We start from the raw sequence: 13,096 nt of genomic DNA on the forward strand, positions 1-13,096 counted from the left end.
CACGATAGAACGGGGATCACTCGGCAATGCGCATCCTTATCGTCGAGGACGAACCAACCCTCGGCAAGCAGCTCAAATCGACGCTGGAACAGAACGGCTATGCGATCGACCTGTCGACCGACGGGGAAGACGGCCATTTCCTTGGCGCGACCGAGGAATATGACGCGGTAATCCTAGACCTCGGCCTGCCCGAGATCGACGGGCTGACCGTACTCGGTATGTGGCGCAAGGAGGGGCGAAAGTTCCCGGTGCTCGTACTTACCGCGCGCGATTCCTGGTCGGACAAGGTCGCCGGGCTCGATGCCGGGGCCGACGACTACCTCGCCAAGCCGTTCCAGACCGAAGAGCTCATCGCTCGGCTGCGCGCGCTCATCCGCCGTGCCTCGGGCAATTCGTCCAGCGAACTCACCGCCGGGCCCGTGCGGCTGGACACCCGCTCGGGCCGCGTCACGCTGGCTGGTGAGCCGGTCAAGCTGACAGCGCAGGAATACAAGCTGCTGAGCTACCTAATGCACCACAAGGGCAAGGTGGTCAGCCGTACCGAACTGATCGAACATATCTACGATCAGGATTTCGACCGCGATTCGAACACGATCGAGGTCTTCGTAACGCGCATCCGCAAGAAGTTGGGTGCCGACGTCATCACGACCATCCGTGGCCTCGGTTACAGCCTCGACGATCCCGACGAACAGCCCCGCGCCAACTGATCGCGCGGCTTCGGACGCTTCGGCGACCGAGGGACCGGTGACGGTTGCGGCGGCTGTTCCGGCGCATACCGGCAGCCTGTCGAAGCGGATGATGCTGATCGCGTTCGGCTGGATAGCGATCCTGCTGCTCGGCGGCGGGTTCGCGCTCGACCGGACGATGACGAACCTCGTCCAGAAGAACTACGACGATCAGCTCAGCTACATGCTGACGGCGATGATCACCTCGGTCGAGATCGGCGCCGACGGCGAAGTCCTGTTCATCCGCCCGATGGGCGACCAGCGCTTCATGGAGCCGGACAGCGGCCTCTATTGGCAGATCACGGGTGCGGGTCACGAGGATTACCCGAGCCGCAGTCTGTGGGACCGCAGCCTTGCTGTGCAGGGCGACGGCGATCCCGATATGCGTATCTACGAATCGGACCAGTTTCCGGGCGAACCTCTGCGCGTCGCGCAGCGCTCGACCACGCTTCCCGGAAGCGACACGGTGTGGACGTTCGCCGTGGCCGCGAGCCAGGAAGAGATGGATTCGCAGCTCACGCGCATTCGATCGATCCTATACTGGAGCTTCGCGGTGCTTGGCCTGGGCCTCTTCGGCATGGCCATGTTGCAGACATGGTATGGCCTTGGGCCGTTGAGGGGCGTGCGCCGCGCGCTTCAGCGGATGCGCGCCAGCGGCCATAACCGGGTAACCGATCCGCTCCCGCTCGAAGTCCAGCCGCTTGTCGAGGAGCTCAATGGGCTCCTCGCGCACTCCGAGCGGCAGGCGGAGGAGGCGCGGACTCATGCCGGCAATCTCGCGCACGCGCTGAAAACGCCGCTCACGGTGCTGACGAACGCTGCTACCGCGCACGATCCGCAACTCTCCGATCTCGTCTGCCGCGAGACCAAGACGATGCAGCGCCACGTCGAACATCATCTCGCCCGCGCCCGCGCGGTGGGGCGGCGGGCGACCGGCCATTCGCGCGCCGAAGTCTGGCCCAGTGTGGAGGCGGTGCTGCGCGCAGTGACCCGCATCTACGAGGACACCCGTTTCGATCTGGATGGCAACAGCGCCGCCATCGTCTCGATCGAGCGCCAGGACCTCGACGAGATCCTCGGCAACCTGATCGAGAACGCGGCCAAGTACGGCGGCGGCAGCGTGTTCGTGACCGTCGATGCCGAACCGGGCAGCGACCGCTGCGTTATCTGGGTGGAAGACGACGGGATGGGCATTCCCGAAGCAGACCGCATTCGGATATTCGATCGCGGCGCGCGGCTCGATACCGGCAAGCCCGGCACCGGGCTGGGCCTGGCCATCGTGCGCGACGTTGCCGAGATCTACGGCGGAGACGTGTCGCTGGGCGAGAGCGAGGACCTGGGCGGTCTGCTCGTGCGGCTCAGCCTGCCGAGGGCAGGCCAACCCGCATTGTGATCAGGTCGATGTTCAGGTCGATCGGGCGCTTTCGTGGTGCCGGATCACCTCGTCGATCACAAAGCGGATGAATTTCTCGCTGAACTCGGGGTCCAGATTCGCTTCTTCGGCGAGTGCACGCAGGCGGGCGATCTGCTCCGCTTCGCGCGACGGGTCTGCCGGGGGGAGGGCGGCCTTTGCCTTGTATTCCCCTACCGCCTGCGTGATCCGGAACCGCTCGGCCAGGATATGGATCAGTGCGGCATCGAAGTTATCGATGCTCTTGCGATAGCTGGCGAGAACGGGGTCGGGGGGCGCGGTCATGGTCTTGCCGCCACGATAGCCGCGATTCCGCGCTTGCCAAGCTGCCTGCGCTTTCGCATGGCCAAGCCATGAGCGCCGACATCATCCCGCTGAAGCGATCGCGCCCTGACGGCGAGCCTTCGCTCGATCCCATGCTGGGGCTCACCGCGCCGGGCATGAACGCGGTGAATGCCGTGATCCTGGACCGGATGCAGTCGAAAATCCCGCTGATCCCGGCGCTTGCCGGCCACCTGATCTCGGGCGGCGGGAAACGGCTGCGGCCCATGCTGACGCTCGCAGGGGCCGAACTCGTCGGGTACAATGGTGCTCGTCATCACAAGCTCGCCGCGGCGGTGGAGTTCATCCACACCGCCACCTTGCTCCACGACGACGTCGTCGACGGGAGCGACCTGCGCCGCGGAAAGGCTGCGGCCAATATCGTGTTCGGCAACCCGGCAACGGTGCTGGTCGGCGATTTCCTGTTCAGCCGCGCGTTCGAGCTGATGGTCGAGGACGGCAGCCTCAAAGTCCTCAAGATCCTGTCGAACGCCAGCGCCGTAATCGCCGAGGGCGAGGTCGATCAGCTCACCGCACAGCGGCAGATCGAGACGAGCGAGGAGCGCTACCTCTCGATCATCGGCTCCAAGACTGCCGCACTGTTCGCGGCCGCGAGCCGGATTGCCGCCGTCGTCGCCGAATGCGACGAGCGGCGCGAGCAGGCGCTCGACGACTATGGCCGCAACCTGGGCATCGCATTTCAGCTCGTCGACGATGCGATCGATTACGATTCGGACGCGAGCACGATGGGCAAGGCGCGCGGCGACGATTTCCGTGAGGGCAAGATGACGCTGCCGGTGATCTTGGCCTACGCGCGCGGAGACGAGGACGAACGCAAGTTCTGGCAGGCCGCGATTGCCGGGCATCGCGACGGGGACGAAGCCCTCGTCGAGGCTACCCGCCTGATCGCGAAACACGGCGCGCTGCAGGCAACGCGTGAGCGCGCCCGGCATTTCGCCAGCCGGGCGATCGATGCGCTGTCGATCTTCCCGGACAGCGCCGCGCGCAGGGCGATGGCCGAGGCCGCGGACTTCGCGGTGGCGCGCGGGTACTGACAGCTCGCGCTTTCCTACCCGCCGGTCGATGTGGCAGGCCCGCAACGATGGTCCGACCGTTCGCCCTTCCGAGTTTCTTGCGTATCGTTTGCGCGGTCATGGCTAATTGGCCAAAGGTGACAACCGCGACACTGCGAAATGCCGATTTACGGATTAGCGGCCTGACATCGCGGTTTCGGAATCCATGCCCGATCGGTGTGACAGGCCGATGAGCGATCTGCCGATTCATGCGGTATTGCCCGACCTGCTCAAAGCTCTGCGCGGAGCGACCGGCGCGGTGCTGATCGCGCCGCCGGGAGCGGGCAAGACGACGGCGGTCGCGCCCGCGTTACTTCCCGAACCGTGGTGCGCCGGCCAGGTCATCGTCACCAGTCCGCGCCGCGTCGCAGCCCGTGCTGCGGCGGAGCGCATGGCGGAATTGCTTGGCGAAAAGGCGGGCGAGACGGTCGGCTACGCGACCCGAATGGACAGCCGCCAGTCGTCGCGGACCCGCGTGCTGGTCGTAACCGAGGCGATCCTGGTCAATCGCCTTCTTGCCGATCCGGACCTTTCGGGCGTGTCGGCAATCCTGTTCGACGAAGCGCACGAACGGCATCTCGAGGGCGACCTCGGCCTGGCGCTCGCGCTTGAAGGCCAGAGCGTGCTGCGCGACGATCTGCGCATCGTGGTCATGTCGGCGACCATCGACGGCGCGCGCTTCGCCCGGCTGCTCGGTCCCGGATCGCCTGTCATCGAGAGCGCCGGCAAGGCGTATCCGCTCGAAATCAAATGGTTGGGCGCAACTCCTGAAAAACGGATCGAAGATGCAATGGCCGCTGCGGTAGCCACGGCGTGGCGCGAGACGCAGGGAGACGTTCTCGCGTTTCTTCCGGGTGTCGGAGAAATCGAACGGGTGCGCGAGCGGATCGAGCCTCGCTTGCCCGACGCGGTGATCCTGCCGCTCCACGGGCAAATAGAACCCGCCGGTCAGCGCGCAGCGATCCGCCGCGACCCGCAAGGCCGGCGGAGGATCGTGTTGGCGACCAGCATCGCGGAAACCTCGCTTACCCTCGATGGTGTTTCGGTCGTCGTGGATAGCGGGCTGTCGCGGCGGGCCGAATTCGACAAGGCGGCAGGAACCACCCACCTCGTCACCGGACGGTCGAGCCAGGCGGCCGCGGCCCAGCGCGCAGGGCGCGCCGCGCGGCAGGGACCGGGCGTTGCCTATCGCCTGTGGGAGGCCGCGGCGCATCCGGGTCGGCCGCCGTTCGACCTCCCCGAGATGCTCACCGCCGATCTTGCTCCGCTGGTGCTGGCGCTCGCGCAGTGGGGCGCCGGCGATCCCTCGGCACTTGCCTGGCTCGATGCGCCCCCGGCAGCCGCGCTCGAGGCTGCAAGGGCACGGCTTGTGGCGCTCGGCGCACTTGATGGCGCAGACCGCATTACGGAGCGAGGGCGGCAGCTTGCCGCGCTTCCGCTTGATCCGTCGCACGCAGCGATGATCCTTGCCGGTGCCGAAGCGGGATCGGCGGGCGTGGCGGCGAAGGTGGCCATGCTGCTGCAGGAGCGCGGGTTGGGCGGGCGGGGCGAAGATCTTGCCGCGCGGATGCACCGCTGGAACGCGGACCGCTCACCGCGCGCCGAGGCCAGTCGCAAGCTGGCAGCGGGCTGGGCCCGAAAGGCCGAGGGGCTCGGGGGGAGCAAGCAGGATGGCTATGTTCCGCCATCAGTGTCCGTTCTCGCCGGACTTCCCGATAACCTTGCACGGCGACGCGATGCTTCCGGGGAGCATTGGCTATCCGCGGGCGGGCGGGGTTACATGCTCGACCCTGCAAGTCCGCTGGCGCGGTCGGATTGGCTTGCAATCGGCGATGCCCAAGGGGCAGCCAAGGGCGCGCGGATCACAGCCGCGCTGCCACTGGAAACGTCAGATGTGGAGCGCTGGCTGAGTGATCGGATCGAGCGGCGCAGCGTCCTGAACTGGACCGGAGAGCGCGTAGAGGCGCGGCTCGAGCGACGGATAGGTGCAATCATCCTCGCGACTGGCCCGGACCCTTCACCCGATGCGGAGGCGATAGCCGATCTACTTGCGGAAAAAGCGCTGGAGAACCTGTCGACAATCGTCCCGCCCGAGTTTCTGGCGCGCGGGCGATATGCCGGGATCGATGCTCTGACCGAGGCTAACCTGGGGGGCACCGTCGATCAGTGGCTACGACCATTGCTCAGGGGACGGCGCGATCTGGGTATGGCGCGCGGCAAGGTAATCGATTCGCTGCTCGGCCTGCTCGACTGGGACGCCCGCCAGCGTCTCGATCGGCTGGCGCCGCGCGAGTTTGCGAGTCCTGCGGGAACCTCGCACCCGGTCGACTATGCCGGCGACGATGCGCCCAGCGTCGAAGTGCGCGTGCAGGCGGTGTTCGGTTTGGACGCACACCCGATGATCGGACCGAAGGACGATGCGCGGCCGCTCCTGCTGAAGCTGACCAGTCCCGCCGGACGGCCGATCCAGTCGACGCGCGACCTGCCAGGCTTCTGGCGCGGGAGCTGGAAGGACGTTCAGCGCGAGATGAAGGGCCGCTACCCCCGACATCGCTGGCCGGACGAACCATGGGCGGAAAAGCCCAGCCTCAAGACCAAGAACGCCTTCCAACGATCCGAAACCTGAATTAAGGGCACGCCATGGCAGCTCGTATCTATCAACGCCCGAAAAACGCGATGCAGTCCGGCAAGGCGCTGACCGACCAGTGGATCCTCGAATTCGAGCAGTCCGAGGCTCGTGTGGCGGACCCGTTGATGGGCTGGACCGGCAGCGGCGATACGCAGGCGCAGGTCGTGCTTCACTTCGCGACGCGGGAAGAGGCGCAGGCCTATGCCGCGAAATACGGCATTCCCGCACGCGTCCATGCGACCCCGCCAAAGGCGCTCAAGCTGCAGGCATACGCCGATAACTTTCGCTGAGTTGATTTTCCCGTTTCATGCCGCCATATGCGCCGCCGGGAGTCGGTCGGACGCTTGCGTCCGCCAACCTGGTCAGGTCCGGAAGGAAGCAGCCACAACGGGTTGCGGCGGGTCGGCCGGCTCCTCACTCTTCGCCAAGACGGGCATGACATTGCCCGCGCCATTCCCTAGCTTCGGACCATGACCGATTCCGGGGACATGTTCGGCGATCCCCCAGCCGACGACGAAGAGGACACCGCACCCAGCGCTGCCGAACTGGAGGCGGCAGGGCAGAGCGCGATGTTCGGCGATCCCGCCCCGGCTCCGGCATCTGTGCCTTCGCCACCTGCGACCAAGCCCGCCGAACCTTCGTCCCAGCCCTACCGCGTCCTCGCGCGTAAGTATCGCCCCCAGACCTTCAGCGAGCTTATCGGCCAGGAACCGATGGTCCGCACGCTCGCCAACGCCATCAAGCGCGACCGGCTGGCGCACGCCTTCCTGATGACCGGGGTGCGCGGGGTCGGCAAGACGTCGACCGCGCGGCTGATCGCCAAGGCATTGAACTGCATCGGACCGGACGGGCAGGGCGGACCCACGATCGACCCGTGCGGCGAATGCGAACCCTGCCGCGCGATCGCGGAAGGCCGCCACATCGACGTGATCGAGATGGACGCCGCGTCGAATACCGGCGTCGACGATGTGCGCGAGATCATTGAGGCGGTGCGCTACGCGGCCGTCTCGGCACGCTACAAGATCTACATCATCGACGAAGTTCACATGCTGTCGCGCAATGCTTTCAATGCGTTGCTCAAGACGCTTGAGGAACCGCCGGGCCATGTGAAGTTCCTCTTCGCGACCACCGAGGTGGAAAAGCTGCCGGTCACGGTGCTCAGCCGGACGCAGCGGTTCGACCTGCGGCGCATTCCCGCCGACATGCTGGAGCAGCATTTCGCCAGCGTCTGCCGCCAGGAGGGAGTCGAGGCCGAGACCGAGGCGCTGCACTTGATCGCCGCCGCCGCCGAAGGTTCGGTTCGCGACGGGCTGTCGATCCTCGACCAGGCGATCGCCCATGCCGATCTGGACACCGAGGGGCGGGTCACCGCCGAACGCGTCCGCGACATGCTGGGCCTTGCCGATCGGGGCGCACAACGGCGGCTGTTCGCGTGCCTGCTCGAGGGCGATCCGCAAGGCCTCCTTGCAGCGCTCGCCGACCAGTATGCCTTGGGCGTGGAGCCGCTCGCGCTGATGCGCTCGCTCATGGACCTGACCAACAGGATCACCGTGGCGCAGATCGGGGGCAGCGGGGCCGATGCCCCTACGGCGGAGGAACGCGCGACGATCGAAGATTGGGCCGCGCGGCTGGCACCCGGGCAACTGCATCGCCTGTGGCAGCTGCTCATCAAGGGCTACGACGAAGTGAAGGGCGCGCCCGATCCGCTGGTCTCGGCGCAGATGGCACTGTTGCGGACGCTGCACGCCGCCGATCTGCCCGACCCCGGTACGCTCGCCAGAAAGCTGGAGGATATCGCCGCGCGCGCTTCGGCCGCCCCGGCGGCTGTCGACGGCACTGCGGGGCCGGGCCAGCCGGCGGCCGCATCCCCGATCGAGTGGCGGACGCTCGTCGACCGGATCGAGCGCGAGGGCGGATCGCTGCATCTGGCCTCGCGGCTTCGGATGCAGGTCCGTCCGATAGAGGTCGTCGAGGGCCGGATCGTTTTTTCGCAGGCACCGGGTTTCGGCGAAGATCTCGCGCCCGAAATGCGCCAGACCCTGCTCGAACTGACAGGTAGCCGTTGGCAGGTCGATCAGGTGCCCGAAGGCGGCGAGCCCACGCTGGTCGAGCGCGAGCAGGCGCTCAAGGCCGACGCCGATGCGCGGATGCGCGCGCACCCCCTTGTCGAGGCGACTTTCGCCGCATTCCCCGACGCCGAGTTCGTCCCCGATGAGGACAGCTCCGGCGCACCCCCTTGGAGACGAAACGCATGAAATCGATGGAAGAAATGCTCGCCGCGGCACAAAAGGCCGCCGAAACGATCCAGCAGCAGATGGGCGACGCGCAGGCCAAGCTCGACAGCCTCGAGGTAGAGGGCGCGGCCGGTGGCGGTCTGGTAAAAATCCGCGCCACGGCCAAGGGTCGAATCCTGTCGGTTTCGATCGACGACAGCCTGATTGTGCCTGAAGAGAAGCAGATGCTCGAAGATCTGGTCACTGCAGCGTTCAACGATGCGCGCGGCAAGGCGGACCGCGTGGCCGGAGAGGAAATGGCCCGTATCCAGTCGGGCATGGGACTTCCGCCGGGCCTCAATATCCCCGGCTTCAGTTGACGGTTAACGCGGTCTTGATCGCACCGTTCGTGGTTAACCGGATTTAACCCGCCGCGATCTTCGGGCATCCTGCCTCGAATGGATGTCCGGATGGCTCTCGGAACGCTGACCCTGGCGGCTGCAATCGCGCCGGCAACGGCTGCCGCCCAGCAGGCCTCTTCGGCAACGATGCGCGTATCGCTGGTCGTTCGCCCGGCTTGTTCGGTCGAAGCCTCGCCGCTCTCGTTTGCCGGAGATACGGGTAGCACGATCGATGCCGAGTCCCGGATCGATGTAACATGCAACACCGACGTACCCGTGGCGGTCGGCCTCGATCGGGGAATCAACGAATCCTCTGGTCGTGCGCGCCTCGCGGGCGCAGAGGGCTTCGTGCCCTATGCGATCTACAGCGACGCGGCACGGCGCGTCCCTTGGGACACCGATGCGCCGGTTGCGGCGACCGTGCAGGGTGGCTCGCTCAAACTGGTGGCCTATGGGCGGGTCGATCCTGTCGCAACTTCGGGCACAGCAGGATACTATGCCGACACGGTGACGGTGACGGTCGAGCTCTGAGGGCGGCCCGGTCCGTCCACAGCGCTGCTGGCCTCGCGGGATTGCACCCCCGCAGCCTGCACCCCATATCCCCCGCAAGGACGGATATCACCCATGAACCAGCTTTTTCCCCTTCTCCCCCTTCGCGACATCGTGGTCTTCCCAGGCCAAGTAGTTTCCTTATTCGTCGGCCGCCAGAAATCGGTCGCCGCGCTCGAGGCCGCGATGGAGGGCGACAAGGACATCTTCCTTCTCGCGCAGCTCGATCCGGGCACCGACGATCCGACCGACGACGAGCTTTACGACGTTGGCGTGGTCGCGCAGGTTCTCCAGCTTCTCAAGATGCCGGACGGCACGGTCCGCGTTCTGGTCGAGGGCGGATCGCGGGCAGGGCTCGTTGCCATGCGGCCGGAAAACGGCTTCGTCGTTGCCGAGGTCGAAGTGCGTCAGCCCGAAACGACTTCGGGCAGCGAAGTAGTCGCAACGATGCGTCAGGTCGTCGAGCAGTTCGGCGAATATGCCAAGCTCAACAAGAAGCTGGGCGAGAACGCCGGGCAGGACTTGTCCGAGATCGACGATGCCGGCGATCTGGCCGACACGATCGCTGCCGCGCTGCAGGGCAAGGTCAGCGACAAGCAGGCGCTACTCACCGAAGCGAGCCCGCTCAAGCGGCTCGAAATGGTCATGGCGATCATGGAGGGCGAGCTTTCGGTCCTGCAGGTAGAGCGCAAGATCCGTGGCCGCGTGAAGCGGCAGATGGAAAAGACCCAGCGCGAATATTACCTTAACGAGCAGTTGAAGGCGATCCAGAACGAGCTCGGCGGCGGCGACGGCGAGGACGGCGACGAGATCGCCGAATTGACCGAAAAGATCGCCAAGCTCAAGTTGAGCAAGGAAGCGCGCGCCAAGGCCGAGAGCGAACTCAAGAAGCTCAAGACCATGCAACCGATGAGCGCCGAAGCGACCGTCATCCGCAACTACCTGGACGTGCTCCTCGGCTTGCCTTGGGGCAAGAAGTCGAAGCTGAAGCGCGACATCGCGACGGCGCAGGCGGTGCTCGACGAGGACCACTACGCGCTTGAAAAGGTCAAGGACCGTATCGTCGAGTACCTCGCGGTTCAGGCGCGGACCAACAAGCTGAAGGGGCCGATCCTGTGCCTTGTCGGCCCTCCGGGCGTCGGCAAGACCAGTCTCGGCAAATCGATCGCCAAGGCGACGGGGCGCGAGTTCGTGCGCCAGTCGCTGGGCGGCGTGCGTGACGAGGCCGAGATTCGTGGCCACCGCCGCACTTACATCGGCTCGCTGCCGGGCAAGATCGTCTCGAACCTCAAGAAGGCCGGGACCAGCAATCCCCTGTTCCTGCTCGACGAGATCGACAAGCTCGGCCAGGATTTCCGGGGCGATCCGGCGTCGGCTCTGCTCGAGGTTCTCGACCCCGAACAGAACTCGAAGTTTCAGGATCACTACCTGGAGCTCGACCTCGACCTGTCGGACATCATGTTCGTCACCACAGCGAACAGCCTAAACCTGCCGCAGCCGTTGCTCGACCGCATGGAGATCATCCGGCTTGAGGGCTACACCGAGGACGAGAAGGTAGAGATCGCCGAGCGGCACCTGATCCCCAAGCAGATCGAAGCGCATGGTTTGAAGGCGGGCGAGTTCTCGCTGACGACCGAGGGCCTGCGCGACCTGATCAGATATTACACGCGCGAAGCCGGCGTCCGAACTCTCGAGCGCGAGATCGCGCGCCTTGCTCGAAAGAGCCTGCGCAAGATTCTCGAGAAGCAGGCGACCAGCATCACGGTTACCGCCGAAAACCTCGGCGAGTTTGCGGGCGTTCGCAAGTTCAAGCACGGCATGGGCGAGGCCGAAGCGCAGGTGGGCGCGGTAACGGGTCTCGCATGGACCGAGGTCGGTGGCGAACTGCTAACGATCGAAAGCGTGACCACCCCGGGCAAGGGCGAGATCAAGACCACCGGCAAGCTTGGCGACGTGATGACCGAAAGCATCGCCGCGGCGTTCAGCTTTGTGAAGGCGCGCGCGCCGGCCTACGGGATCCGGCCCAGTCTGTTCCACCGCAAGAACATCCACATCCACCTGCCCGAAGGCGCGGTGCCGAAGGACGGGCCCAGCGCGGGTATCGGGATGGTCACCTCGATCATCTCCACGCTGAGCGGCGTGGCCGTGAGGCCCGACGTTGCCATGACCGGCGAGGTCACGCTGCGTGGACGGGTGCTGGCGATCGGAGGGCTGAAGGAAAAGCTCCTCGCTGCGCTGCGCGGCGGGATCAAGACGGTCCTCATCCCGCAGGACAACGTCAAGGACCTCTCGGAGATACCGCAGAACATCAAGGATGGACTCGAGATCGTGCCGGTCAGTCACGTCGACGAAGTGCTCGAGCGTGCCTTGGTCGCGCCGCTCGAATCGATCGACTGGACCGAAGCAGACGACCTCGCCAGCCAACCCGGGGCGGGCGGCCGTGGTGAGGGTACGACGGCACACTAGGACTGTATTTCCCCTGCGGATTTGTGGCACTCGGCGCGCCGTGTCTCTCAAAGGGACACGGCGCGCCTCTTCTGTCTGCCATCTGTCCGATTAGCCTTTGACTCACGCGTGAAAAGGCATTCAAGTCCGCGCTTTCATCATTTGGCGATTCTGCGGATACGCCTGCGGTCGCGCGCACCAGCGAGGGGGAAGGAATGAACAAGAACGATCTCATCGGATCAGTTGCGGAGGCTGCAGGGCTTTCGAAGAGCGACGCCGCAAGCGCTGTCGAAGGTGTGTTCGACGCAATTACCTCGGCGCTGAAGAAGGGCGACGAGGTTCGTTTGGTGGGGTTCGGAACGTTCACGGTTGCCCGTCGCAAGGCATCGACCGGGCGCAACCCGCGCACGGGGGAGCCGATGAAGATCAAGGCGTCGAACCAACCCAAGTTCAAGGCTGGTAAAGTCCTCAAGGACTCCGTGAACTGAGACGAATTTTCGACTGACCGGGCAGTTGTCCGGTCAGTCCAGCCTGATCAATGCGGTCGGTGCGATCTTCGTGCGCGAGTTGATCGTCCACGATAACGTGCGCCCGTCGGTCCGCGCTACCGGACCCTCGTCGGTGTTGTTGGCCAGTATCTCGCCTTCGGTCGTAACTGAGAAGGTTCCCTCGATCTTCGGCAGGATGGGACCCTTTTCGCCGTCCTTGCCTTTCGGCAGGGACATGCCGCCCATTCCCGCCATCATGCCCTGAAACGGATTTCCGCCACCCGATGGAGCAAACCCGGGCGCATCGACGCGCACCGTCCCGTCGGCTCGCCGCGTGACTGCCACGAAGGCATTGACCATCGGGAAGCCCTCCATCGTTGGAAACAGGAAATCGTGGTCGATCCGCCCAGTGACCGCGAAGCTGACGTCGAACAGTCCGTCGCCTTTGTGCTCCACACGCTTCCACCCCACTTGGCGGCGAAGCTTGGCGGCAAGTTCTTCGGCAGCCGCCGGATCGGCGGGGTCGATGCCGCCGAGCATGGCGCGCGCCGCCTCTGCCTCTTCGGCCTTGCTCGCCGCGCGCACGGCTGCCGCTTCATCCCAAGCCTTTCGCTGCTCGGCGAGTTCTTCCACCGAGCATTCGCGGGTTTCCATATCGTCGTCGTAACAGGCTTCGGCGACGAACTCTTCCGCGCTGGCGAGGTCTCCCATCCGCGCAAGTTTGCTCAGCGCCATCAGGTGTATCTCGCCATCGTAGGCGAAGGTGAACATGCCGCTGCGCCGCACGTCGAGCGAGGACGAAAAGGCGCCAGGCCAGAGGAGACATCCGGAGAGAACCAAG

11 protein-coding genes, 1 other RNA gene and 1 pseudogene are annotated in these 13,096 nt (G+C 65.5%); 11 read left to right on the forward strand and 2 right to left on the reverse strand.

Features of this window, described 5'->3' with window-relative positions:
- The first annotated feature begins 26 nt into the window (after nucleotides 1-26).
- Both AR323_RS08970 and AR323_RS08975 read left to right on the forward strand, forming a co-directional pair.
- Nucleotides 27-707, forward strand: a complete 681-nt coding sequence (locus AR323_RS08970) for a response regulator transcription factor (RefSeq protein WP_057883599.1) — start codon at nucleotides 27-29, stop codon at nucleotides 705-707.
- Complete coding sequence (locus AR323_RS08975; protein ID WP_407701073.1) at nucleotides 655-2,118, forward strand: sensor histidine kinase; 1,464 nt, start codon at nucleotides 655-657, stop codon at nucleotides 2,116-2,118. Before AR323_RS08970 ends, AR323_RS08975 begins: the two co-directional genes overlap by 53 nt.
- 12 nt (nucleotides 2,119-2,130) lie before the next feature.
- On the opposite strand, the gene AR323_RS08980 is transcribed toward AR323_RS08975, so the two are convergent.
- Nucleotides 2,131-2,421 (reverse strand): chorismate mutase, encoded by a 291-nt coding sequence (locus tag AR323_RS08980; RefSeq protein ID WP_057883600.1) that lies wholly within the window; start codon nucleotides 2,419-2,421, stop codon nucleotides 2,131-2,133.
- 68 nt (nucleotides 2,422-2,489) lie between these two features.
- Between AR323_RS08980 and AR323_RS08985 the strand changes: the two genes are divergently transcribed.
- The 9 genes and pseudogenes from AR323_RS08985 to AR323_RS09020 all read left to right on the forward strand — a co-directional run.
- Nucleotides 2,490-3,512, forward strand: coding sequence for a polyprenyl synthetase family protein (locus AR323_RS08985; protein WP_057883601.1), 1,023 nt, complete (start codon nucleotides 2,490-2,492; stop codon nucleotides 3,510-3,512).
- 208 nt (nucleotides 3,513-3,720) lie between these two features.
- A complete protein-coding gene (gene hrpB, locus AR323_RS08990) occupies nucleotides 3,721-6,156 on the forward strand; it encodes an ATP-dependent helicase HrpB (protein ID WP_057883602.1) in 2,436 nt (811 codons plus the stop codon).
- A gap of 14 nt (nucleotides 6,157-6,170) precedes the next feature.
- On the forward strand, nucleotides 6,171-6,449 hold the full coding sequence (locus AR323_RS08995) for an ETC complex I subunit (RefSeq protein ID WP_057883603.1): 279 nt from the start codon (nucleotides 6,171-6,173) through the stop codon (nucleotides 6,447-6,449).
- A 35-nt stretch (nucleotides 6,450-6,484) separates the two neighbouring features.
- Nucleotides 6,485-6,579, forward strand: an RNA gene (gene ffs / locus AR323_RS14415) — signal recognition particle sRNA small type.
- A gap of 50 nt (nucleotides 6,580-6,629) precedes the next feature.
- Nucleotides 6,630-8,414 (forward strand): DNA polymerase III subunit gamma/tau, encoded by a 1,785-nt coding sequence (locus AR323_RS09000; protein WP_057883604.1) that lies wholly within the window; start codon nucleotides 6,630-6,632, stop codon nucleotides 8,412-8,414.
- A complete protein-coding gene (locus tag AR323_RS09005; RefSeq protein ID WP_057883605.1) occupies nucleotides 8,411-8,752 on the forward strand; it encodes a YbaB/EbfC family nucleoid-associated protein in 342 nt (113 codons plus the stop codon). Before AR323_RS09000 ends, AR323_RS09005 begins: the two co-directional genes overlap by 4 nt.
- A 90-nt stretch (nucleotides 8,753-8,842) precedes the next feature.
- Nucleotides 8,843-9,304, forward strand: coding sequence for a Csu type fimbrial protein (locus AR323_RS09010; protein ID WP_161808730.1), 462 nt, complete (start codon nucleotides 8,843-8,845; stop codon nucleotides 9,302-9,304).
- Between the two features lie 93 nt (nucleotides 9,305-9,397).
- Nucleotides 9,398-11,788: an endopeptidase La gene (lon, locus tag AR323_RS09015; protein ID WP_057883607.1), complete on the forward strand. Its 2,391-nt coding sequence runs from the start codon at nucleotides 9,398-9,400 to the stop codon at nucleotides 11,786-11,788.
- 155 nt (nucleotides 11,789-11,943) lie between these two features.
- Nucleotides 11,944-12,255: pseudogene (locus AR323_RS09020) on the forward strand (HU family DNA-binding protein); the annotation flags it as partial.
- A gap of 33 nt (nucleotides 12,256-12,288) precedes the next feature.
- Here the strand turns inward: AR323_RS09020 and AR323_RS09025 are convergent.
- Nucleotides 12,289-13,026: a hypothetical protein gene (locus AR323_RS09025; protein WP_235510516.1), complete on the reverse strand. Its 738-nt coding sequence runs from the start codon at nucleotides 13,024-13,026 to the stop codon at nucleotides 12,289-12,291.
- Nucleotides 13,027-13,096: the final 70 nt, after the last annotated feature.

Source organism: Tsuneonella troitsensis, from assembly GCF_001441535.1.
In the GTDB taxonomy this organism is placed as follows: Bacteria; Pseudomonadota; Alphaproteobacteria; order Sphingomonadales; family Sphingomonadaceae; genus Tsuneonella; species Tsuneonella troitsensis.

Coding starts and splice junctions, on each gene's coding strand:
- AR323_RS08995 (WP_057883603.1), top strand. CDS start 6,171: ATGGCAGCTCGTATCTATCAACGCCCGAAAAACGCGATGCAGTCCGGC.
- AR323_RS09000 (WP_057883604.1), top strand. CDS start 6,630: ATGACCGATTCCGGGGACATGTTCGGCGATCCCCCAGCCGACGACGAA.
- AR323_RS08970 (WP_057883599.1), top strand. CDS start 27: ATGCGCATCCTTATCGTCGAGGACGAACCAACCCTCGGCAAGCAGCTC.
- AR323_RS09010 (WP_161808730.1), top strand. CDS start 8,843: ATGGCTCTCGGAACGCTGACCCTGGCGGCTGCAATCGCGCCGGCAACG.
- lon (WP_057883607.1), top strand. CDS start 9,398: ATGAACCAGCTTTTTCCCCTTCTCCCCCTTCGCGACATCGTGGTCTTC.
- AR323_RS08985 (WP_057883601.1), top strand. CDS start 2,490: ATGAGCGCCGACATCATCCCGCTGAAGCGATCGCGCCCTGACGGCGAG.
- AR323_RS08980 (WP_057883600.1), bottom strand. CDS start 2,421: ATGACCGCGCCCCCCGACCCCGTTCTCGCCAGCTATCGCAAGAGCATC.
- AR323_RS09005 (WP_057883605.1), top strand. CDS start 8,411: ATGAAATCGATGGAAGAAATGCTCGCCGCGGCACAAAAGGCCGCCGAA.
- AR323_RS09025 (WP_235510516.1), bottom strand. CDS start 13,026: ATGTTCACCTTCGCCTACGATGGCGAGATACACCTGATGGCGCTGAGC.
- hrpB (WP_057883602.1), top strand. CDS start 3,721: ATGAGCGATCTGCCGATTCATGCGGTATTGCCCGACCTGCTCAAAGCT.